This window comes from Duganella sp. GW822-FHT06D06 (genome assembly GCF_058799615.1).
In genome coordinates this window covers 156,269-179,286 of sequence record NZ_JBXALQ010000010.1, presented here as the reverse complement: position 1 = coordinate 179,286, position 23,018 = coordinate 156,269, and the positions used below count along the sequence as shown (strand labels likewise).

Sequence of the window (23,018 nt, the reverse complement as noted above, 5' to 3'; positions counted from 1 at the left end):
CAAAGATAGCATGATGAAAAACACAATATTTAAACTGCGGCGTTTGAGACGCGCCGGCGCCCTGCTGCTCGCCAGCGTCACCGGCGCGACGCACGCCGGCGGCGGTGTGGTGCCTTCGAGCATCGCGCTGGTCAGCGCCAGCGCCGCCCATGGCGGCATGCTGATCGCTCCGGCCGAACCGCTGCTGCCGCTGCCCTTGCGCGCCGACGTCCGTCCCGTCACCCTGGCCCAGCTGGAAGACCAGCTGCGCCGTCCCGAATTGCAGGCCTCGATCGGCAAGGGCAGCATCGCCGTCGTCTATCCGAATGTCGAGGAACCGTTCCGCTCGGCCTTCATCGCCATGATCCAGGGCATCGAGGAGCGCACCAAGCTCAAGGTGCGCAGCTATCCGGTCGATCCGAAAATGGACATCGCCGAACTGAACGCCACGCTCAAGCGCAACGGCACCAAGGTGGTGATCGCGCTGGGGCGCCAGGGCTTGAACGCCACCGCCGGACTGGATCGCGAGATCGCCGTGCTGGCCGGCGGCGTGCTGCTGCTGTCGGACGCCGAAAACGTCATGGGCATCAGCATGACGCCCGATCCGGCCATGCTGTTCTCGCGCCTGCGCGCGCTGCTGCCGGAGCTCAAGCGCGTGATCGTGGTCTACAACCCGCAGAAATCCGAATGGCTGGTCAAGCTGGCGCGCGAGGCGGCCAGGGCGCAGGGCCTGGAGCTGCAAGCCCACGTGGCCGGCGACATGGGCCGCGCGGCCCAGCTGTACACCCAGCTGATCGGCGCCGCCGACAACCGCCACGACGCCGTCTGGCTGCCGCACGACAGCACCACCGTCGAGGAAAGCACCATCCTGCCGCTGGTGTTGCGCGAATCGTGGAACAGCGGCGTGCCGCTGTTCTCGAGCAATGTGCTGCATGTGAAAAAGGGCGCGCTGTTCGCCATGGTGCCCGACAACGTCGAGCTGGGCCGCACCTTGGCCGCCTCGGCGCTGGGCGTGATCGCCGGCGATGTGCGGCGCCGTCCGCTGGTGCCGCTGCGCGAGCTGCAGACCGCCATCAATCTACGTACCGCCAGCCATATCGGCCTCAACCTGGGCGCATTGCAACAGCGCAGTTTCGACTTTGTCTACCCGCAGCCCTGATGATCTCCATAGTCCGTAACTTTCTCCGTCGTACCGGTTTCCAGCGCCAACTGACGGTCATCGTCTCGGCCGCCATCCTCGGCCTGGCCGTGTTTTCGGCGCTGATGAATTCGTGGGAAGCCAATGCCCGCATGCGCGACTACTTCATCGGCCAGGGCCAGCGCGTGGCCGACAACCTGGCGCGCCAGAGCACGCTGGCGCTGCTGTTCCACTCGGCCGAGAACGCCCGCGAAGTGGTCAACTCCACCCTCTCCTTCCCGGACGTGGCGGCGCTGCAAATCATGGACGCCAAGCGCAAGGTCTTGCTGTCCAGGGTGGTGGCCGGCGCCACGCTGGACGTCGCCAACCTGAACAAGGTGGTGCCGGCGCACGCCGGCCTGGTCGGCGAAACCGCCGACGGCTGGCTGTTCGCCGCGCCGGTGTACGGCGGCCAGAGCGAAGCCTCGCCGTTCGAATTGCAGGAACACCAGCAACAGCTGCTGGGCTACGTCCACGTGCAGATCGCCAAGAACACGCTCAAGCAGCTGACCTGGTCGCTATTGCTGGGCAACCTGGCGCTGACCCTGTCGTTCGCCGTGGTGCTGCTGGTGCTGGGCCGCCTGCTGACGCGCCACATGATCGATCCGCTCAACGCGCTGTCGACCCTGATGCGCCGCGCCGAGTCGGGCGAATCGGGCATGCGCGCCGCGCCCGCCGGGCCGCGCGACCTGATCGAGATGGCGCACGCCTTCAACCAGATGATGAACGTGCTGGAGCAGCGCGAGGCCGAGCTGAAGGAATCGCGCGACGCCGCCGTCAACATGGCGCAGATGAAGGCGCAGTTCGCCGCCACCGTCAGCCACGAGGTGCGCACCCCGCTCAACGGCGTGGTCGGCATGCTCGACATGCTGAAGGAAACCCGCCTGACGCCGCGCCAGCAGGAATTCGTCGACGTCGCCTGGAACTCGTCGCGCACGCTGATCGCGCTGATCAACAACATCCTCGACTTCTCCAAGATGGAGGCGGGCAAGCTCAAGCTGGAAGAGACCGAGTTCTGCCTCGGCACCCTGCTGTCCGAAGTGCTGGAACTGGTGGCCCGTCCGGCGCAGCAAAAAGCCGTGGCCCTGAACTGGACCATCGGCGCCGACGTGCCGGTGCGCATCGCCGGCGATTCGCTGCGCCTGCGCCAGATCCTCATCAACCTGATCGGCAACGCCGTCAAATTCACCGACCATGGGGAAGTGATGGTCGGCGTGGCGCTGGCGCCCGGCGCCGACTTCGGCCTGCGCTTCGAAGTGCGCGACACCGGCATCGGCATGAGCGAGGAGGTCCGCCGCCACTTGTTCGAAGCCTATGTGCAGCCCGACCCGAGCACCACGCGGCGCTACGGCGGCACCGGCCTCGGCCTGGCCATCTGCAAGCAGCTGGTCGAGCTGCTGGGCGGGCGCATCGGCGTCGACAGCGTCACCGGCAGCGGCACCACCTTCCACTTCACGATACGCTGCCGTCCGGCGCAGCAGCAGGTGGCGGGTCCGCCGCTGCCGATGCGCCCGCCGGCTGCCGCCACCCCTGCGCCGGGTCCGGCCTCGGCGCCGCTGCCCACGCTGAGCCCGGTGCCGATGCCGGAGCGCCAGTTCCGCGTGCTGGTGGCCGAAGACAACCGCACCAACCAGATGGTCGCCGCCGGCATGCTGGCGATGAACGGCTGCGTCTGCGAATTCGCCGCCGACGGCGTGGAGGCGGTGCGCGCCGCCCAGCGCGAACGCTTCGACCTGATCCTGATGGATTGCAGCATGCCGGAAATGGACGGCTACGAAGCCACCGCCCACATCCGCCTGGCCGAGCTGGCCATGGGCCGGCGCACGCCGCTGGTGGCGATGACCGCCAACACCCAGGTCGGCGACGCGGAAAAATGCCTGGCGGCCGGCATGGACGACTACCTGGCCAAGCCTATCACGCTGGTGGAACTGCGCCAGAAGCTGGAAAGATGGCTGCCGCACGGCGGCCCGCTGAGCGCTCCCGCCCAGCCGGCCACGCCGGCCGCGCCGACCATCGAGCCACGCAGCCACGGCGGCCCCTGCCCGGTCGACCAGGCGGTGTTCGACAAGCTGCGCGAAGTGCTGGGCGACACCCTGCCGCACGCGGTCACGCCCTACCTGGAAGACACGCCGGCCTGCCTGGACGAACTGGAACAGGCGGTGCAGGCCGGCGACATGGCCACCGCCCGCATCCGCGCCCATGCGCTCAAAGGCGCGTCGGGCAACTTCGGCGCCGAGACCTTGGCGCAGCTGGCCCAGCAAGCCGAACACTTCGCCGCCGAGCAGCAGCCGGAACAGATCACGCCGTTGCTGGCGCCCTTGCGCGCCCACTACGAAGCGCTGGCCGCCTTCCTGCACGCCGAGATCAGCGACGCCACCCCGCTGGCGCCGCTGCCGGGCGACGACCGTCCGCAAGTGCTGGTGGTCGACGACGACCGCAGCACCCGCAGCACCCTGCGCCACACCTTGCAGCGCGACGGCTTCCACGTCGAAGAGGCGGCCAACGGCGCCGAGGCGCTGGCGATGCTGGCGCGCTTCCAGCCCGACGTGATCCTGATGGACGCGATGATGCCGGTGATGGACGGCTTCACCGCCTGCGCCCGCATGCAGGAGCTGCCCAACGCCGGCGCCGTGCCGGTGCTGATGATCACCGCGTTGCAGGACAATTCGTCGGTCGAGCGCGCGTTCGCCGCCGGCGCCAGCGACTACATCCCCAAGCCTATCCACTACGCCGTGCTGTCGCAGCGGGTGCGCCGCATCATCGAGGCCAACCGCGCCGAGAAGCGCATCCGCCACCTGGCCTACAACGACGTGCTGACCAACCTGCCCAACCGCACGCTGTTCTTCGAACTGCTGGCCGCCAGCATCGACCAGGCGCGCCAGGCCGGCGACGGCCGGCAAGTGGCCGTGCTGTTCATGGACCTGGACCGCTTCAAGTACGTCAACGACAACCTCGGCCATGACGTCGGCGACCGCCTGCTGCAGGCGGTCGCCCAGCGCGTGCGCCACACGGTGCGCGCCGACGACGCCGTGGCGCGCCTGGGCGGCGACGAATTCACCGTCGTGCTCAACGAGCTCGACAGCCCGGCCGCGGCCGCCACCGCCGCCCACAACATCGTGCGCGTGCTGTCGGCGCCGTTCCCGATCGACGGCCACGACATCTTCGTCACCGCCAGCGTCGGCATCGCCATGTACCCGCACGACGGCGCCGACGTCGCCACCCTGGTCAAGCACGCCGACAGCGCCATGTACCGCGCCAAGCGCACCAACACCGGCTTCCAGTTCTACGAAGCGTCGATGGAGCATTCGATCTCCGAGCATGTGCGGCTGGAGAGCGACCTGCGGCGCGCCATGGAACAACAGCACCAGCTGGAAGTGTTCTATCAGCCGCAGGCCTGCCTGAACACCGGCAAGATCATCGGCATGGAAGCGCTGGTGCGCTGGCGCCATCCGACCCGCGGCATGATACCGCCGGTGGACTTCATCCCGCTGGCCGAGGAAACCGGCCTGATCAATCCATTGGGCGACTGGGTGCTGCGCACCGCCTGCGCCCAGTTGCAGCAGTTCATCTGCGCCGGCCTGCCGCCGATGCGGGTGGCGGTCAACCTGTCGGTGCGCCAGCTGCTGCAAAAGGATTTCGCCGCCTCGGTCGAGGCCGTGCTGGCCGACACCGGCCTGCCGCCGCAGCTGCTGGAACTGGAGATCACCGAGAGCACGCTGATGGAAAACGCCCAGGACACGCTGGCCGCGCTGCACCGCCTGCACTCCTTGGGCGTGCGCCTGTCGATCGACGACTTCGGCACCGGCTACTCCTCGCTGTCCTACCTGAAGCGCTTCCCGGTCGACATCATCAAGATCGACCGCTCCTTCGTGCGCGACGTGCCGCAGGACGCCGACGACGCCGCCATCATCAGCGCCATCATCGCGCTGGCCCACAGCCTGCGCCTGGAAGTGGTGGCCGAGGGCGTGGAGACCGAGGCCCAGCTTGCCTTCCTCAAGGGCCGCGAGTGCGACATGATGCAGGGTTTCTACCTCAGCCCCGCGGTGCCGGCCGAACAATTCGCCGAACTGGTACGACGACATGTAGACACGGCTACAACAGTTACAGCAAGGATATGCTGATATTTACCCCGGCTCAACAACGGGCAAGCTAGAATCAAAAAAACGTAACAGGAGATAGCATTTTGAAAGTGTTGAGCGCCCACCGGCTGTATTTGACCGCGGCACTCACCCTACCGCTGGTTGCAGTGCACGGCATGGCCCAGGCCGATCCCGTGACGGAAGAAGACGAACTGGCGCTGGTCTACGGTTCCAGCGACAGCGTCAGCATCGCCACCGGCAATCTGCAAACGCTGCGGCGCGCGCCGGCCGTGGCCACCGTGATCACGGCGGCCGACATCGCCGCCATGGGTGCCACCGACCTGGACCAGGTGCTGGAAAGCGTACCCGGCTTGCACGTCAACCGCACCCCCAACAGCAGCTCGCCGCTGTACGTGGTGCGCGGCATCGTCAGCGCCTACACGCCGCAAATCCTGATGCTGCAAAACGGCGTGCCCATCACCACCGCCTATGTCGGCAACAAGGGCAACATCTGGGCCGGCTATCCGCTCGAGCACATCGCCCGCATCGAGATCATCCGCGGCCCCGGTTCGGCGCTGTACGGCTCCGACGCCTTCTCCGGCGTCATCAACCTCATCACCAAGGGGCCCGGCGAAGTACCGGGCACCGAGTTCGGCGCCCGCACCGGCTCCCACAAAAGCCGTGACGCCTGGCTGCAGCACGGCGGCAAGCTCGGCCCGGTCGAGGTGGCCGCCTATGTGCGCGCCGGCCAGACCGACGGCAACGACCGCACCCTCGACGCCGACGCCCAAAGCCGCAACGACACGCTGTTCAAGACCCACGCCAGCCTGGCGCCCGGCCCGCTCAACAATCAGTACAAGGCCATCGACGGCAACCTCGACCTGGTCTACGGCCACTGGCGCGCGCGCCTCGGCTACAAGAAACGCTACGACATGGGCACCGGCGCCGGCATCGCCTCGGCGCTGGACCCGGTGGGTCGCCAGCAAAGCGAACGCATCACCAGCAACCTGGCCTGGGCCGACCCGCAGGTCACGCGCGACTGGGGCCTGGGCGCCAGCCTCAGCACCCAGCAATATTCGCAGGAAGTCAACACCTGGTACCAGTTGCTGCCGCCGGGCGCGACCTTCCCGACCGGCACCTTCAAGGACGGCATGATCGGCGTGCCGGAAACCTGGGAGCGCACTTACCGCCTGGCCGGCCATGCCGACTACAGCGGCATCAGGGACCACCACCTGCGGCTCGGCGTCGGCCACGATGATATCGAGCTGTTCCGTGTCCATGAATGGCGCAACTTCAGCTACGCCGCCAACGGCACGCCGATCCCGCTGCCGGCGGTGATCGACACCACCAACACCACGCCGTTCATGCGGCCGCAGCGGCGCAAGGTCGACTACCTGTACCTGCAGGACGAATGGAACTTCGCCAAGGACTGGAACCTGACGGCCGGCGTGCGCCACGATCATTTCTCCGACTTTGGCGGCACCACCAATCCGCGCCTGGCGCTGGTGTGGGACGCCAGCTTCGACCTGACCGCCAAGCTGCTGCACGGCCGCGCCTTCCGCGCCCCGGCTTTCCTGGAAAGCTACGGCATCAGCAATCCGGTCGCGCTGGGCAATCCGAACCTGAAGCCGGAGCGCAACGCCACCACCGAGATCGCCTTCAACTGGCAGGCCCGCAGCGACGCCACCGTCAACCTGACCTTCTATCGCTACGATATGAAGAACATCATCCGCACCGTGCCCAATCCGGTGCCGGGCACCGGCGCCACCCACGCCAACACCGGCGACCAGAAAGGCCACGGCATCGAGCTCGAGGCGAATTGGAGCGTGACGCGCGACCTGCGCCTGGCCGGCAACTACGCGTGGCAGCGTTCGATCGACCAGACCACCCACACCGACGCCGGTTATGCGCCGCGCCATCACGCCTTCGGCCGCGGCGACTGGACCTTCGCCAGCGGCTACCAGGCTGGCGCCCAGCTGAACTGGGTGGCGGGCCGCATGCGCGCCTTTGGCGACGCCCGCGCCGCGATCTCCGACTACACCACCGTCGACCTGACCCTGGCGACCCGCGCCGGCCGCAACCAGTGGAACTTCGCACTGGCGCTGCGCAACGCCTTCAACACCGACGTGCGCGAACCCAGCCCGGCGCCCGGCCTGAGCCTGCCGCGCGACCTGCCGATGGCGCCGCGCGCGATCTCGCTGCAGGCGTCGTACAAGATGTAAGCCTCGCCGTCGCTACGCCAGCATGTCGGCGTAGCGGCGCGCAAAGGTGTGCACATCGCCCGGCCAGCGCGCCGACAGATAATTCCCATCCTGCACCACCCAGGCTGCGCGGTCATCGCCCGCGCGGTCGCGCACCAGGCCGCCGGTCTTGCGCAGGTAGTCCGGCGCACCGGGCGGGACGTCGACGAAATCGGCCTCCGCCGCCAATGCGCGCCTGACCTCCCGCTCGACGCTCCAATAGCCGGCGGGTTCGCCTTTGCTTTCGCCGTAGGTGCGGTAATAGCCGGGATCCCAGAAGCGGGCCAGAAAGCGCGTCAAGTCCCAGGCGCTGCGTTCCAGCTTCCACGTCAGCGCCGTGGTCTTGCGGCCGTACAGCACCGAGCGTTGGGTGCGCGGCGAGATCGAGCGGGCCGCCAGCAGCACGCCGTGGCAGACCGCAGCCACCGGCTTGCCGTTCTCGAAGAACTCCGCCACCAACGCCTGCAAGACCTTGTCTTCCAGGTAGGGCCGCATGCCCTTGGCGTGGCCGCCGGGCAGCAGCAGCGCATCGTACTGCGCCGCGTTCAGGTCCTGGAAGCGCTTGGGTTGCAGGAACGCCGTGTCCAGCTCCAGCGCGGCGTAGGCCTGGCGGCCGTGGTGATCGGCGCGCAGCATCAGGCCGAACAGCCGCAGCTTGCGCAAGCCGGGCAGCCAGCCCCACGGGTCCAGCCCTTCACCGCTGAGCATCATCGGATCGGCATGGCCGCGCGTGCCGTCAACGGTGGCGAACTCGATATGGTGGCCGGCGTCGCGCAGGATGCGCCAGCTCAGCGCGACCTCGGTCGGGTCGAAGTCATGCAGTGGAATCGGGATCAGGATGCGGCGGGAATGGGTCATGGCAAGAACGCGTGGTCGGCACGCGTTCATTCTACAACGCTGCCACCTGCGCCGCACTGGCGCGTGGGTGACCGCATCAAGCGGCGCGGCGCAGCCGGATCGCTTCCGGCGCCGGCAGGGCCGCACGCGGCACGGCGGCCGGGAATGCACGCACGCTGCTCTTGCTCCAGCCGTCGGCATCGATCTTGAACGAGCCCACCAGCTGCGCCAGTTCGCGCGCCTGGTCCTGCATCGCGTCGGCGGCGGCCGCTGCTTCCTCCACCAGCGCGGCGTTCTGCTGCGTGACATCGTCCATGTCGCTAATCGCGGCGGTGACCTGCTCGATGCCGTGCTCCTGCTCGGCGCTGGCGGCGCTGATGGCCGACATGATGCCGGTCACCTTCTGCACGCTCGACACGATTTCCTCCATCGTGGCGCCGGCCGCCTGCGCCAGTTCGCTGCCGCTGGCGATGCGCTCGGCCGATTCGTTGATCAGCAGCTTGATCTCCTTGGCCGCGCTGGCCGAACGCTGGGCCAGGTTGCGCACCTCGGACGCCACCACCGCGAAGCCGCGGCCCTGTTCGCCGGCGCGCGCCGCCTCCACCGCCGCGTTCAGCGCCAGGATATTGGTCTGGAAAGCGATGCTGTCGATCACGCTGGTGATGTCGACGATCTTGTGCGCGTAGGCGTTGATGCTGTCCATGGTCTGCACCACCTCGGACACCACCTTGCCGCCCTTGCCCGCCACCGCCGACGCCGATTGCGCCAGGCGGTTGGCCTGGCGCGCGTTGCCGCTGTTCTGCTTGACCGCCGAGGTCAGCTCGACCATCGCCGACGCCGTCTCCTGCAGCGCGCCGGCCTGGTGCTCGGTGCGGCGCGACAAATCCATATTGCCCTTGGCGATCTCGCGCGAAGCGGCGTCGATCGCCACGGCGCCGTCGCGCACCCGGCCGACGGTATCGGCCAGGCGCCCGGTCATGTGGCTGAGCGCGTCGAACAGCTGGCCGATCTCGTCGCTGCGGCCATGCTCGATAGCGACATGCAGCTCGCCTGCGGCCACCTGCTCGGCCAGCGTCACCGCCCGCGTCAGCGGCCGCACGATGCTGCGGGTCAGCGCCAGCGCCAATCCCGCGCCCAGCACCAGCGACGCCAGGCCCAGGCCGGCCAGCATCGCGCGGCTGCCCTGGAACTGGCTGGCCGACTCTGCGGCCAACGCCTTCGCTTGCTCGGTCTGATACGCCAGCAGCTTGCCCAGCGCGCCGGTGTAGGCCTGGAACACGGTCGCCATCTTGTTGTCCAGCAAATCGCCCACTTCCTGGGTGCGGCCGCTGTCCTTCAGCTTGAACAGTTCGGCGCGCAGCGCCAGGTAGGCGGCCTTCCTACCCGCCACCGCGCGCAGCAAATCCGTTTCCGCGCCCTGCGCCGGCATTGCCGCGAGCTTGGCTTCCAGCGCGGCGGCCTGCTTCTCGCCGGCGGTCAGCTGGGCCTGGAAGATGTCGCCCACTTCCAGGCTGTCGCTGCGGGCGATAGAGGTGGCGCGCAGGCCGTTCAGTTCGGTCATGCCCAGCAGCTCGGAGCTCAGCTGCTGCCGCGCCAGCTTCTGGTTGACCAGGTTGGAAGTGCTGTCGTTGGCCGTCTGCAGGCGCCACAACGCCACGCCGGACATGCAGGCCATCAGGAACAACAGGGCGGCGAACGAGGCCATCACACGAACAGCGGTATTGAGTTGGGGAATTTTCATAACGTTTCAGCAAGAGAAGTGCGGTTCGCACAAGATGACTGTGAATATACGCGTCGAATATGACCGCGATATTACCGTGTGGAAACTTATTCATATATGTTTATGCGAAAACAATATATATTTTTCAAGGGCAATGTTTTACCGAATCCGTATATACTGCTTTGACCACCTGCCTCCTCTGAAAATCGTGAGCAAACACCCCGCCGCCGAAGCCGAACTGCTGCAATCCGAACAAGACGCCGTGCTCGCGCTGAGCAAGTTGTTGCGCATCTGGTACAGCGAGGCCGGCTTGCACGGCATGCTGCGCTCGCTCGACGCGACGCTGGCGCAGTGCCACGCCATCCGCGACGAGTTCGCCGCCGAAAGCGCAGAGCAGCGCCTGGACGCCGAACGCGGCGCCATCAGCCAACACCTGGGTTTCATGTTGTCGCTATGCGCAGACTGATAACATTCTTTTCTTTTGGTTAAGATGTAATCGGCCCGTAACAATTTCCCATTAGCATTAACGGCACTGTAGTCAACCAAAGGTTACTGGCCGTGGAGTTCAATGCCTCTCGTTTGCACCTGCCCCGTTTTCGCCTGTCCGTCGCCGCCGACCTGTGCGTAGAGACGGTCTCGGTGCTGTCCGACACCAGCAATTTCGGCGTACTGGAATTGTTCACCGAACGCCGCGACCTGATGAGTCTGCCGGTGCTGGAAAGCGACCGCCCGATCGGCCTCATCAGCCGCAACATCTTCATGTCGCAGATGTCCAAGCCCTTCTACCATGAGCTGTACGGCAAGAAGAGCTGCATCGCCTTCATGGACAAGGAACCGCTGATCGTCGATGCCGCCATGAGCATCGAGGAGCTGACCTTCCGCGCCGTCGAATCGGGCGAGAAGGCGCTGGCCGACGGCTTCATCGTCACCCGCGAAGGCGGCCTGGCCGGCGTCGGCTTCGGCTTGCAGCTGATGAACGTGGTGGCCAATATGCAGGCCGAGAAGAACCGCCAGATCATGCACAGCATCGACTACGCCAGCGTGATCCAGCGCTCGCTGCTGCGCCCTTCCGACCTGGCGCTGGCCGACACGCTGCGCGACGCCCACCTGGAATGGCAGCCGCGCGACGTGGTCGGCGGCGACTTCTATCACTTCGCCCGCTACCCGGACGGCTGGTTCGCCGCCATCGCCGACTGCACCGGCCACGGCGTGCCGGGCGCCTTCATGACGCTGATCTCGTCGTCGACCCTGGCGCAGGCCTTGCAACAACTGGGCCCGCGCGATCCGGCCGCGCTGATCGCCGAAGTCAATCGCGGCGTCAAGAGCATGCTGGGCCAGGTCGACCAGCGCCACAGCCAGCACGGCGCGCCGGCCTCCAACGACGGCATGGACGCCGCCTTCCTGTGGTTCGACAACGCCAGCCGCCAGCTGCATTTCGCCGGCGCCAAGCTGCCGCTGTTCCAGCTCGACCCGGACCAGCAGGCGGTGCAGACGGTGGACGGCGAACGCATGGGCGTGGGCTATGTCGACACGCCGCTGGACTATGTCTGGACCAACAAGATCATCGCCATCCCGGAGCGCAGCCTGCTGTTCCTGACCACGGACGGCCTGATCGACCAGATCGGCGGCCCCAAGGAAATCGCCTACGGCAAGCGCCGCATGCGCGACGTGATGCTGGCCCAGCGCGGCGCCGGCGCGCGCGACGTCAGCGACGCCATGCTGGCCGACTACCAGGCCTGGCAAGGCGAGCAGCCGCGCCGCGACGACCTGACCTTTTTCTGTTTCCGCCCATAGGAGCGCCGATTTTGCTGTACGAAGAATTCAACGATTTCTGGGACGTGGCCCGCAAGCGCCACATCATCTTTTTCTACGTGGGCTATTTCTCGCAGCACGTGGTGGCCGCCATTTCCGAGACCATCAAGGCGCGCCTGGACACGGCCGGCGCGGCGGGACCGACGCGCCGCCGCATCTTCTCGTCCTTCGTCGAAATGTCGCAGAACATCATGCACTACTCGTCGGACACGCTGACGCCGGACGAGCAAAGCGACCAGCAGATGCGGCGCGGCTCGTTCTGCATCGGCATGAAGGACGACAGCTTCTTCCTGCTGTGCGCCAATCCGGTCGACAACGCCAACGTCGAGCGCATCCGCAACCGCCTGGAGCCGCTGCACACGATGACGATGGACGAGATCAAGTCCGCCTACAAGAAGGCGCTGCGCGACGAGACGCCGGCCGACAGCAAGGGCGCCGGCCTGGGCTTCCTGACCATGGCGCGCGACGCCAGCGAACCGCTGGAATTCGAGTTCGTGCAGGAAGCGCACCACCCGGACAGCACGGTGTTCTGCATCAAAGCGATCATTTAAATAAGTACTGGAACAAATATGGAACCCCTCTTCATCAGCGCCTCGCCCACCTCGCCGGAAATCGACTTCCGCTTCGACCAGGACACCCTGTCGATCAAGGGCGAGTCCTACCCTGAAAACGCGGCAGCCTTCTACGGCCCGCTGATCGCGCGCGTGCAGGCCTACCTGGACGGCTGCGCCGACGCCAGCATCACCGTCAACGTCTCGCTGGCCTACTTCAACAGCTCCAGCACCAAGATGCTGTTCTCCTTCTTCGACGCGCTCAACAAGGCCGCCATCGCCGGCAACCAGGTGCGCCTGAACTGGTACCACGACGAGGACGACGACACCATCCTCGAATTCGGCCAGGAGCTGCAGGACGATTTCGGCGCGCTCGATTTCCACGACCACCCGGTGGGCAACTGATGGTGATCATCCCCGGCCGCGAAGAAGCCGACCTGTTTGCGCTGGAAAGCGCGGCGCTGGCCAACGCCAGGGCGGCCCATGCCGATCCGCGCGCCGACGCCCGCGCGGCGCTGGCCGAAATGATCGTCCACTACGAGCGCCTGATGCGCGAGAGCCGGCGCCTGATCCGCCGCAGCGACCGCGCGGAGCTGGACATGAACCAGATGAACCGCCAGCTGCACGAACTGGCGCAGCAGCTGGAATACCGCGCCACCCACGATCCGCTGACCGGCGCGCTCAATCGCGCCGCCGTCATCGAGCAGGCCTCCGGCTGCCTGGAGCGCGGCGACATGGCCTTGATCGTGCTCGATATCGACCACTTCAAATGGGTCAACGACGATTTCGGCCACCCGGCCGGCGATGCCGTGATCCAGAACGTGGTGCGCTGCCTCCAGCAGCTGCTGGGGCCCACGGTGGCGATAGGCCGCGTCGGCGGCGAGGAATTCTCGGTGGTGTGGCCGACCAGCGCCATCGAGGTGGCCATGCGGGTGGCCGCCAGCATCTGCGACGCCATCGCCGACCAGGTGTTCGCGGCGCCGATCGACCGCCAGATCACGGCCAGCGTGGGTGTGAGCTGGAACCGCGCCGGCACCAGCTTCGAAACCGCCTACAGCCACGCCGACGAAGCGCTGTACGCCGCCAAGCGCGCCGGCCGCAACTGCGTCAAGCTGCACACGCAGCTGCCGCCGCCTCCCTCTGCCACGCCGCCGGCGGCCGAAGATGTCGCCGCGCCCTGCCACTCCTGAATCGATCCGAATGACTTGATCAGGCGACTGGCGTCAGCAGCGGCCGGCCGCCGAAGTGGGCCAGCAGGTTGTCGAGCACCAGTTGACCCATCGCGTGGCGGGTTTCCACGGTCAGGCTGCCCACGTGCGGCGTCAGCACCACGTTCTCCAGCTCGCGCAGCGCGGCCGGCACATGCGGCTCGTTGTCGAACACGTCCAGCGCGGCCATGCCCAAGGTACCGTCGCGCAGCGCGGCGACCAGCGCCTCCTGGTCCACCAGCGAGCCGCGCGCGATGTTGACCAGCGTGCCCTCCGACCCCAGCGCCGCCAGCACCGCCGCGTCCACCGCATGCCGCGTGGCCGCGCCGCCGGGCGCGCACAGCACCAGATAATCGCTGGCCCGCGCCAGCTCCAGCAGCGTGGCGCAGCGCTTGGCCGCCACACCAGCCACCGGGCGCGGTTGGAAATAGCGCATGCGCATCCCGAACGCCGCCGCCCGCGCCGCCACCGCCTGGCCGATGCGGCCAAACCCGAACACCCCGCACACCTTGCCGCGCAACGCGCGCGTTGGCGCCAGCGGCATGCCGCGTTCCCACGCGCCGCAGCGCACATGCCGGTCCAGCGCCGGCAAGCGGCGCGCCGCCGACAGCAACAGCGTCAATGCCAGATCCGCCACATCCTCGGTCAGCACCCCCGGCGTGTTGGTGACAAAAATGCCACGCGCGCGCGCCGCATCCAGCGCCACCGCGTCGACGCCGATGCCGTTGACCGCCACGATCTCCAGCCGCGGCAACTGCTCCAGCAGCGCCGGCCCGATGCCGATCGCCCCCGTCGTCAGCACCCCGCGTATGCGCCCCGCCACGCCCGCCAGCCATTCCGGCTGCGCCTCGCAGGGTTGGCGCCACAGGTGGTGGCAGTGGAACGAGTGCTCCAGCTGCGCCATCACGGCGGCCGACGGACTCGCCGCCAGCACCAGTATTTCCGGTTTTATATTGGTTTCATGGTCCATGTGGCGATTGTATCCATTGTGCGAGCGATGGCGCAGGTTTCCCGTGGCTTTGCGTGGACATTCCGGCGGCATTTCCGTATGCTGGAAGCTACATTCCAGGAGCGCGCCCCGATTTGAACGTCCACGCCCCCACCCCGCTCGCCTGTCTGGCCGCCCGCCGCTGGCTGTGCGCGGCGCTGGCCGCTTGCATGATGCTGTGCGGCGCCGCCGTCGCCGGCCCTGAGCGCTGGGACCAACTGGCCACGCCCCTGTTCGACCACCTCGGCCTGGAACAAGGCTTGCCCCATCCGGTCGGCATGGCGCTGGCGCAGGACGGCGACGGCTATCTCTGGGTCGGCACCCAGGCCGGCTTGGCGCGCTGGGACGGCTATCACATGCGTAGCTTCCGCCACGACAGCGGCGCCCAGATGTCGCTGCCCGGCGACTTTATCCAGGTGCTGCATGTCGATGTGCGTGGCCGCCTGTGGGTCGGCACCGCCGCCGCCGGTCTCGCCATGTTCGACCAGCGCCGCGAACAATTCACCCGCCCCATCGAAGAACTGGGCAAGGGTCAGATCAACGCCATCGCCAGCGACGCCAGGGGCAATCTGTGGATAGGCACCTCGGCGGGGCTGAAGTACTACGACACCGTCGAGCGCAGCTTGCGCCGCTATACCCACGAAGAGCATCCCGGCCTGCCGGACAACCAGGTCCGCTCGCTGTTGATGGACCGCAGCGGCACGCTGTGGATCGGCACCGGCACCGGCCTGTCCCGGCTCAGGGAAGGCGGCGCCATCACCCAGGTCGCAGTCAGCGGCGAGGGCCGCGGCGGCTGGAGCGACACCGTGCTTTCGCTGGGCGAGAACAGCCTCGGACAGATCGCCTTCGGCACGCTCAAGAGCGGCGTCGGGCTGGTCGACGCCGGGGCCGACCAGGGTCGCATCCTCAGCATCCCTGGGGTCAGGGAAATGCAGGGCAATATGGTGCTGGCGGTGATCGAGACCACGCCCGGCACCTGGTGGGCCAGCACCTACGGCGGCGGCGTGGTGGAGTACCGCAACGGCAAGGGCCGCCGCATCCTGCACCAGCCGGCGGTGGCGCTCAGTCTCAGCAACGACCGCACCGCCGCCCTGCTGCGCGACCGCAGCGGCATGATCTGGGTGACCACCGAACGCGGTGTCGACATGTTCGATCCGCACAACGAAAGCGTCGATTCGGTGTTCGGCGCCGAGGGCGCGCCGGAAGCGGCCGTCAGCTCCCTGATGACCGACAGCCGGCACCAGGTCTGGATCGCCCTGGCCGACCAGGGCATCGACATCGTGCGGCCGGACGGCGCGCGCCGCGCCGCGCTGCGCCCCGACCCCGCCCACCCCGACACCGCGCTGCCCAACCGCATGGTCTTGTCGATGACCGAAGCCGATCCCGGCGACGCCTGGATCGGCACCCAGCTGGGGCTCTACCGCACGCACGGCCAGGCGCGCGGCGTGCGCCGCGTGCCGCTGCCGCAGGCCAGTCCCTATCCGCGCATCGGCACCATCCTGCGCCACAAGGGCAATCTCTGGCTGGGCACCTTCGAAGGCCTGCTGCGCTACGATCCGACGGCCGGCACCGTGCGGCGCTATGTGCAAGGCGCGGCCGATGCCGGTGGCCTGAGCGACAACCGCATCCACGCCGTGATCGCCGACGCCGACGGCGCGCTGTGGGTCGGCACCCGCAATGGCCTCAACCGGCTGGACCCGGAAACCGGCAAGGTGGAACAGATCCGCGCCGATCCCGCCCAGCCGCACGCCCTGTCGGAGGCCGTCATCAGCACGCTGGTGCTGGACACGCGCGGCCGCCTGTGGGTCGGCACCTACGGCGGCGGCATCTGCGTCATGAGCGGGCGCGACGCGCAAGGCGCGCCGCTGTTCGAGCGGGTCGGCACCACGGCGGGACTGGCCTCCGGCACCATCATGTCCTTGCAGTCCGACCCCGTGGGCCGGGTCTGGGCCGCCACCGCCGACAGCATCGCCGTGATCGACGCCGCCACCCTCAAGGCGCGCGCGCTGACCCGCGCCGACGGCCTGGCCTTCCGCACCTTCTTCATCGGCGCCAGCGCGGTCACGCCGGAACGCGACCTGGTGTTCGGCGCCACGTCCGGCATGGCGGTGGTCTACCCGGGACGGCTGAACGACTGGGGCTACCGTCCGCCGCTGGTCATCAGCGCGGTGCGCGTGGACCAGCATGTGCTGACGCCCGACCGGCTGGCCGGCAGCCAGGGCTTGACCTTGACGCTCAAGCCGGAAAACCGGAACTTCGAAGTGGAGCTGGCGGCGCTGGACTTCTCGGCCCCGCAGCGCAATCGCTACGCCTATCTGCTGGAAGGCTTCGACCAGCGCTGGGTGGAGGTCGACGCCAGCCGCCGCATCGCCAGCTACAACCGGCTGCCGCCCGGCGCCTACCGCCTGCGCCTGCGCGGCAGCAACCGCGACGGCCAGTGGACCACCGAAGAGCTGCAACTGCAGGTGGTGGTGCTGCCGGCCTGGCACCAGACCTGGTGGGCGTGGGGCGGCTACTTCCTGGCCGCCTGCGCGCTGGCCTGGGCGCTGGTGCGCTGGCGCGTGCGGCAGCTGCACCTCAAAGGCGAGCAGCTGCAGGCGCTGGTCTATTCGCGTACCCAACACCTGGAAAAACTCAACGCCATCGTCAAGTCGATCAACGAGCAGCTCGATTTCGACGCGCTGTTGCACACCATCCTGCATGAATCGACCGTCATCCAGGGCATCGACTCGGCGGTGGCGCTGGTGCGCGAAGCCGGCACCGAGACGCTGTCGCTGCGCGCGGCCTGGGGCCGCATCGACGCCGCCGCCGACGCCTACAACATCGACCTGCGCCAGGCCGAGCTGCGCTACGCGCCGGCCAACTGCATGATCGCGCCGGACATCTTCGAAGTCCACCACCATCATTCCCTGCCCGGCGACGTCTGCGCGCTGCTGGCGGTGCGGGTGGTGATCGACGGCCAGGTGGAAGGCTACCTGGTGTTCGAAAACTACCAGTACCAGGCCGCCTTCGCGCCCAGCGACCTCGATCTGCTCAAGGCCTTGAAGGAGCCGTTCGTGTCGGCCTACCAGAAGGCGCGCGCGTTGCGGCTGCTGGAACAGGCGCGCGCCAACGCCGAAGCGGCCACCCGCGCCAAAAGCGACTTCCTGGCCAATATCAGCCACGAGATCCGCACCCCGATGAACGCCATCCTCGGCTTCGCCGGCCTGGGCTCGCACCTCGACCTGGGGCCGCAGCCGCTCGACTACTTCCGCAAGATCGGCCGCGCCGGCCAGAGCCTGCTGGAGATCATCAACGACGTGCTGGACTTCTCCAAGATCGAATCGGGCAAGCTGGAACTGGAAGCCCTGCCGTTCGACCTGCCGGACACCCTGAGCCAGCTGGCCGACCTGTTTGCCTGGCGCGCCGCCGAGCGTGGGCTGGAGCTGGTGATCTGGGCCGCGCCGGACGTGCCATCGAACCTGCTGGGCGACCCGCTGCGTCTGAGCCAGATCCTGGTCAACCTGGTCGGCAACGCGCTCAAGTTCACCGCGCGCGGCCACATCGAACTGCGCGTCGAGCGCGATCACGCGGCACCGCTGCCGGCGGATGGTTACATCGCGCTGCGCTTCGTGGTCGAAGACAGCGGCCTTGGCATCAGCCAGGAGCAGCAGGCGCGCCTGTTCCAGGCCTTCGCCCAGGCCGACGCCAGCACCACGCGCCTGTACGGCGGCACCGGACTGGGACTGGCGATTTCGCAGCAACTGGTGCGCAAGATGGGCGGCGTGATCCAGGTCGACAGCGAGCCTGGCGTGGGCAGCAGCTTCAGTTTCACCGTGGCGCTGCAACCGGCCGCCGACCAGACTCCGCGCCAGGCGCCGCTGCCGCCGTCGGTGCAGGGCAAGCGGGTGCTGGTGGTGGACGACAGCGAGGCGGTGCGCCACATGATGAAGGTCCAGCTGGCGAGCCTGGGCCTGAAGGCGCGCGCGGTGGCCTCGGGCGCGGCGGCGGTGGCCGCCTTGCAGCTGGAGGACTACGACATCCTGATGATGGACGCCGACATGCCCGACCTGGACGGCATCGAAACCCTGCGCCTGATGGCCGAAGACCCGCAACTGGCGGCCGTGCCGGCGGTGCTGATGGTGACCGCCTACGCGCGCGAGCATAACCGCCAGACCGCCGAGCAAAGCCGCCTGATGCCCTTCCTCGACAAGCCAGCCAATTCCTATCTGCTGCGCGGCGCGGTGCTGGCGGCGCTGGGCATGGAGAGCGGCCAGCCGGCCGCCAAGCTGGCGGCGCCGCCGTCGGTGGCGGTGCAGCGCATCCGCGGCACGCGCGTGCTGGTGGTGGACGACAACAGCATCAACCAGCAGGTCGCCAGCGAGATCCTGCAACGGGCCGGCGTCAGGGTGGACCTGGCCGGCAGCGGCGAGGAAGCCGCGCGCATGACCGCCGCCGGCGACTACGACGCGGTGCTGATGGACATCCAGATGCCGGACATGGACGGCTACCAGGCCACCGCCCTGATCCGCGCCGACGCGCTCCACGGCAAGCTGCCGATCATCGCCATGACCGCGCACGCGGTGGCCGGCTATCGCGAACGCTGCCTGGCGATGGACATGAACGATTACGTCACCAAGCCGATCGACCCCGACACCCTGTACGCGGTGCTGGCGACCTGGGTCGAGCCGGACCTGAGCCGGCAAGAGCTGGACAGCGCCGCTCCGGCGCCGGCCGCCCGCCCGGACTACCAGGCTTCCGCCGGCGCCCGGCGCGGCATCGACCTGGATGCGGCGATGGCGCGGCTGGGCGGCCACGGCAGCTTACTGTCGCGGCTGCTTGGCCTGTTCGCCAAGGATTTTGGTGCGAGTTTGCAACAGATTCAAGATGCAATCCACCACGGCGAATTCTTGAAGGCGGCCGACCAGGTGCACAAGATACGCGGCGCCGCCGGTAATATCTCGGCAACAGAATTGTTTGAAACCGCCACCGCGCTGGAAGACCGGTTACGGGACGATCCCTCGGCGCTGACCGATTTGTTGCAAGCTTTCGCGCTGGCGTTCGGGATCGTGATGGAGAGTGCGCATCAAGACATGCTTGAGCAAGAAGCAAGAATGTCCGACCTGGCCCAGACTTCCTAGCAAGTTGCGAGTTGCATGGCGCTTGCGAAAGTTGCTTGAGGTAACGCTTGCTTTGGCCTACGATGAGCTTGCGTTTCGACACGCGAGATTTCCTCAAACCCACACGAAAGGTAACGACATGGCCACGCATTCCCCGCAAGATCTCGATCTGCTGCTGTCCAAATTGTCCGGCGACGACACGTTCCGCGCCAGCTTCCTGAACGATCCACAACTGGCACTGGGCACGCTGGGCATCCAGCTCGACGCCGACAAGATCCCGTCCTTGCGCAGCCTGCCGGCAAAGGAAGTCTTCATCGCCAGCCGCCACGCCATCAAGTGCAAGCTGGAAAACGCCGCCGGCGCGATTCCGTTCTTCCTGTCGGGCCAACGCTAAGCCACGCCCCGCGATCGCTCACGGTTCATAACGCATTTCCACCGTATCCTGCGCGCCGGACGCCGGTCCGCAACCGCAGACAGCGATCACCATATCCTTCAAGGGGTCGAGCCCAAACACCCGCTCGATATCGATCTCGTTCACCGCCGCCGTCACAAAGGCCGGCATCCCCGCCTCGGTCGCCAGCAGATAGAACGTCTGCGACAGATGGCCGGCGTCCAGCAGCAGCGCGCGGTAAGCCTTGGCGTGATTGCGATACTTCCAGAAGTTGCGCTCCACCCGCGCCGCCAGCACCACCATCATCGGCGCATCGACAAACCAATCCTGATCGGCCACCATGCGCATCGCCAGTTCCGCCGTTTGCGTGGTATCCATCGCCGCCAGCGGCTCCAGCGCGTGACGCACCGGATGATAGTGGTACAAGCCAGGCGCGACGCCTTCGATGCGCTGCGCCAGCACATAGGCCTCGACCGGATGCAGGCCGCCGGCCGATGGACTGAGCTTCTTCAGCACGAAGGCGCCCGGCGCCATTTCGCGTTCGCCCTGCGAGCCAAAGGCGCGCTGCAACAACCGCGCGGCGGTGGCGACCGGCAGCACGGCGGCGGGATCGAAATTGCGGCCGGTGTAGCGTTGGAACAGCGTGTCGTCGAGGCGCGCGCGATCGGGGGCCGGCAGCGCGATGGCTTCGTCGCGGGCGCAACGCTCGATGGCCGGACCGGGCGGCGGGCCGTACGAGACCACCAGTTCCTCGAAGCTGGGGAACTGCATGCCCTTGTCGACCCGCATATCGCCCCAGCGGCTGAAGATATGGGCGACGGCCGATAGCGGCCGCCAGTTCTGCGAGCGCAGCACCTCGTCCCTGTCGCGGAAGCGCGGATCGTCGCCGATCAGCAGGCCGCACTCCAGCAGGCGGGCGACAACGGCGGCGCCGAATTTTTGTTCGCTGGTGTCGCGCTCCTGCCACAGCGTCAGGCCGATGCCGCCCAGCGCCGCCATTTCTTCCAGCGTGACTTCCACTTCCTCGCCCAGATGCGGCGCCAGCGCCATCCAGCGTATGGTCGCGCCCAGCGCACCGTCGCCGGCGAACAGCGCCTTCCAGTCGATATCCAAATCCTCGCGGGGTTCCAGCAACAATACGGCGCAGCGTCTGATCAGCATGTGGGACTCACTTTGAAAGTTAGTCTTGCGGTTGGACCACCGCATCATCCTACCCCAGTGTGGCCAGCGGAGTACAGCGGACACAGCTTGACAATTGCGATTACAGCTGTAATCATCACCAGCGATTACACATGTAAACGGAAGAGACAATGAAAGCCATCCCCCAAATCAGCGAAGCCGAATCGGTCGTCATGGAGGCCTTGTGGTCGCACAGCCCGCGCAGCGCGGAGGAAGTCGCCAGCGCGATCGGCGACGAGCGCGCGTGGCAGGAATCCACCGTCAAGACCCTGCTGAACCGCTTGTTGCGCAAGAACGCGGTCAAGGTGTTGAAGGACGGGCGGCGCTATCTGTACTCGGCGGCGATCACCCGCGAGCAGTGGCTGCACAGCGAAAGCAAGGGCTTCCTGGATCGCCTGTTCGACGGCCGCGTGGCGCCGCTGGTGGCGCACTTCAGCCGCCACCGCAAATTGAGCAAGACGGATCTGGAGGAGCTCAAGCGCCTGATCGGAGAACTTGATGATAGCAACTGACGTCACCACCGCGCTGCCCGTGCTGCTGCGCGCCGCCGCGGCGTTCAGCGTGGCCGCCGTCGCCGTGATCGCCCTGCGCTTGCCGCTGCGGCGCTGCTTCGGTCCCGCGGTCGCCTACGCTGCGTGGCTGGCTTTGCCCTTGTGCGCACTGGCCGCCGTGCTGCCCGCCGCGCCGGCCGGCAGTGCGCTGGCGCTGCACGTCGCGCCTTCCGCCCAGCCATTGGCGGCCGCCCTGTCCGGCATGGCGCCTGTGTCCGCGCCGGCTGGTACGGGCGGCATCGTATTGCTGGTCTGGCTGGCCGGCGCCCTGAGCATGGCGGCGCGCCAGGCGGGCCAACAGCGGGTCTACCTGCGCGGCCTGGGCCAACTGGTCCGACACGGCGACCTCGCCTACGCCGCTGCCCTGCATGCCGGCCCCGCGCTGGTCGGTCTGTGGCGGCCCATGGTCGTGGTGCCGGCGGACTTCGACCACCGCTACACCGCGCAGGAACGCGCGTTGATACTGGCCCACGAGCGCGCCCACGCCAGCCGCCGCGATCCGCTGGCCAATGCCGCCGCCGCGCTGCTGCGCTGCCTGAACTGGTTCAATCCCCTGGCCCATGTCGCCGAACGGCTGATGCGCATCGACCAGGAACTGGCTTGCGACGCTGAAGTGATCCGTCGCCATCCCAACGGGCGTCGCAGCTACGCCAACGCCATGCTGAAAACCCAGCTGTCCGCCGGCGACGCGCCGCTTGCATGTCAATGGCAATCCACCCACCCTTTGAACGAGAGAATCATGAACCTGAACCGCACCACGTCGCATGCTGTACGCTTGACCGGCCGCCTTCTGATCGCTTCCGCTGTGGCCGCCGCCAGTTGGGCCGCTTGGGCGGCGCAGCAGACACCCGCTGGGCCGCTGTACGATGTCGCAGTCAAACTGGAAGTCGGCGGCACCAGCTCATCGCCGCACCTGCACACGCGCGCCGGCGAAACGGCGACGCTACGCAGCGGTGAAGGCGCGCAGCAATGGGAGACCAGGCTCACGCTCAAGCCTACCGACAACGGCAAGGTATTCATCAGCAGCAGCGTGAAACATGGCGGCAAAGAGGTGGGTAAACCAGGCTTGCTGGTGGCGCTGGGCGAGCCAGGCAGGGTCAGGATAGAACTGGACGATAAGTCGCGATTGGAAATGCAGCTGACGGTCACGCAGCTCGCGAAATAGACCGTCAACCGCAGCCGGGCCCGCCAACAGGTCCGGCGTTGA

The 23,018-nt window shown here is 67.4% G+C and carries 16 protein-coding genes; 12 read left to right on the top strand and 4 right to left on the bottom strand.

The window, feature by feature from the left end; all coding sequences use genetic code 11:
* Positions 1-10: 10 nt before the first annotated feature.
* The 3 genes from AC1RMD_RS19475 (at position 11) to AC1RMD_RS19465 (ending at position 7,457) form a co-directional block, all read left to right on the top strand.
* On the top strand, positions 11-1,138 hold the full coding sequence (locus tag AC1RMD_RS19475; RefSeq protein WP_492928445.1) for an ABC transporter substrate-binding protein: 1,128 nt from the start codon (positions 11-13) through the stop codon (positions 1,136-1,138).
* Complete coding sequence (locus AC1RMD_RS19470; protein WP_492928443.1) at positions 1,138-5,277, top strand: EAL domain-containing protein; 4,140 nt, start codon at positions 1,138-1,140, stop codon at positions 5,275-5,277. Before AC1RMD_RS19475 ends, AC1RMD_RS19470 begins: the two co-directional genes overlap by 1 nt.
* Positions 5,278-5,345: 68 nt before the next feature.
* On the top strand, positions 5,346-7,457 hold the full coding sequence (locus AC1RMD_RS19465) for a TonB-dependent receptor plug domain-containing protein (RefSeq protein WP_492928527.1): 2,112 nt from the start codon (positions 5,346-5,348) through the stop codon (positions 7,455-7,457).
* 12 nt (positions 7,458-7,469) lie between these two features.
* Here AC1RMD_RS19465 and AC1RMD_RS19460 read toward each other — a convergent pair whose 3' ends face one another.
* Positions 7,470-8,333 (bottom strand): type 1 glutamine amidotransferase domain-containing protein, encoded by an 864-nt coding sequence (locus AC1RMD_RS19460; protein WP_492928441.1) that lies wholly within the window; start codon positions 8,331-8,333, stop codon positions 7,470-7,472.
* 76 nt (positions 8,334-8,409) lie between these two features.
* On the bottom strand, positions 8,410-10,053 hold the full coding sequence (locus AC1RMD_RS19455) for a methyl-accepting chemotaxis protein (protein ID WP_492928439.1): 1,644 nt from the start codon (positions 10,051-10,053) through the stop codon (positions 8,410-8,412).
* A 187-nt stretch (positions 10,054-10,240) separates the two neighbouring features.
* Between AC1RMD_RS19455 and AC1RMD_RS19450 the strand changes: the two genes are divergently transcribed.
* From AC1RMD_RS19450 to AC1RMD_RS19430, 5 genes are all read left to right on the top strand, one after another.
* Positions 10,241-10,498: a hypothetical protein gene (locus AC1RMD_RS19450; protein WP_492928437.1), complete on the top strand. Its 258-nt coding sequence runs from the start codon at positions 10,241-10,243 to the stop codon at positions 10,496-10,498.
* A gap of 113 nt (positions 10,499-10,611) precedes the next feature.
* A complete protein-coding gene (locus AC1RMD_RS19445) occupies positions 10,612-11,826 on the top strand; it encodes a SpoIIE family protein phosphatase (RefSeq protein ID WP_492928435.1) in 1,215 nt (404 codons plus the stop codon).
* Positions 11,827-11,837: 11 nt separating this feature from the next.
* Positions 11,838-12,395: a SiaB family protein kinase gene (locus AC1RMD_RS19440; RefSeq protein ID WP_492928434.1), complete on the top strand. Its 558-nt coding sequence runs from the start codon at positions 11,838-11,840 to the stop codon at positions 12,393-12,395.
* Positions 12,396-12,413: 18 nt separating this feature from the next.
* Complete coding sequence (locus AC1RMD_RS19435; RefSeq protein ID WP_492928432.1) at positions 12,414-12,800, top strand: DUF1987 domain-containing protein; 387 nt, start codon at positions 12,414-12,416, stop codon at positions 12,798-12,800.
* Positions 12,800-13,585: a GGDEF domain-containing protein gene (locus AC1RMD_RS19430; protein WP_492928431.1), complete on the top strand. Its 786-nt coding sequence runs from the start codon at positions 12,800-12,802 to the stop codon at positions 13,583-13,585. Before AC1RMD_RS19435 ends, AC1RMD_RS19430 begins: the two co-directional genes overlap by 1 nt.
* Before the next feature lie 19 nt (positions 13,586-13,604).
* Here the strand turns inward: AC1RMD_RS19430 and AC1RMD_RS19425 are convergent, their stop codons facing one another.
* Entirely contained in the window at positions 13,605-14,573 is a 969-nt protein-coding gene (locus AC1RMD_RS19425; protein ID WP_492928429.1) for a 2-hydroxyacid dehydrogenase, read from the bottom strand.
* A 113-nt stretch (positions 14,574-14,686) separates the two neighbouring features.
* Here AC1RMD_RS19425 and AC1RMD_RS19420 point away from each other — a divergent pair, with 113 nt between their 5' ends.
* Positions 14,687-19,711, top strand: coding sequence for a response regulator (locus AC1RMD_RS19420; protein ID WP_492928428.1), 5,025 nt, complete (start codon positions 14,687-14,689; stop codon positions 19,709-19,711).
* Between the two features lie 118 nt (positions 19,712-19,829).
* Positions 19,830-20,084: an NHLP-related RiPP peptide gene (locus AC1RMD_RS19415; RefSeq protein ID WP_492928426.1), complete on the top strand. Its 255-nt coding sequence runs from the start codon at positions 19,830-19,832 to the stop codon at positions 20,082-20,084.
* 18 nt (positions 20,085-20,102) lie between these two features.
* On the opposite strand, the gene AC1RMD_RS19410 is transcribed toward AC1RMD_RS19415, so the two are convergent.
* The gene (locus AC1RMD_RS19410; protein WP_492928424.1) at positions 20,103-21,242 is read right to left on the bottom strand and encodes a putative peptide maturation dehydrogenase; all 1,140 of its coding nucleotides are present in this window, start codon (positions 21,240-21,242) and stop codon (positions 20,103-20,105) included.
* Between the two features lie 149 nt (positions 21,243-21,391).
* Here AC1RMD_RS19410 and AC1RMD_RS19405 point away from each other — a divergent pair, with 149 nt between their 5' ends.
* Together AC1RMD_RS19405 and AC1RMD_RS19400 are read left to right on the top strand one after the other, a co-directional pair.
* A complete protein-coding gene (locus AC1RMD_RS19405) occupies positions 21,392-21,772 on the top strand; it encodes a BlaI/MecI/CopY family transcriptional regulator (RefSeq protein ID WP_492928423.1) in 381 nt (126 codons plus the stop codon).
* Positions 21,759-22,976 (top strand): M56 family metallopeptidase, encoded by a 1,218-nt coding sequence (locus AC1RMD_RS19400; protein WP_492928421.1) that lies wholly within the window; start codon positions 21,759-21,761, stop codon positions 22,974-22,976. The genes AC1RMD_RS19405 and AC1RMD_RS19400 overlap by 14 nt, the downstream gene beginning before the upstream one ends.
* The last annotated feature ends 42 nt before the right edge of the window (positions 22,977-23,018 follow it).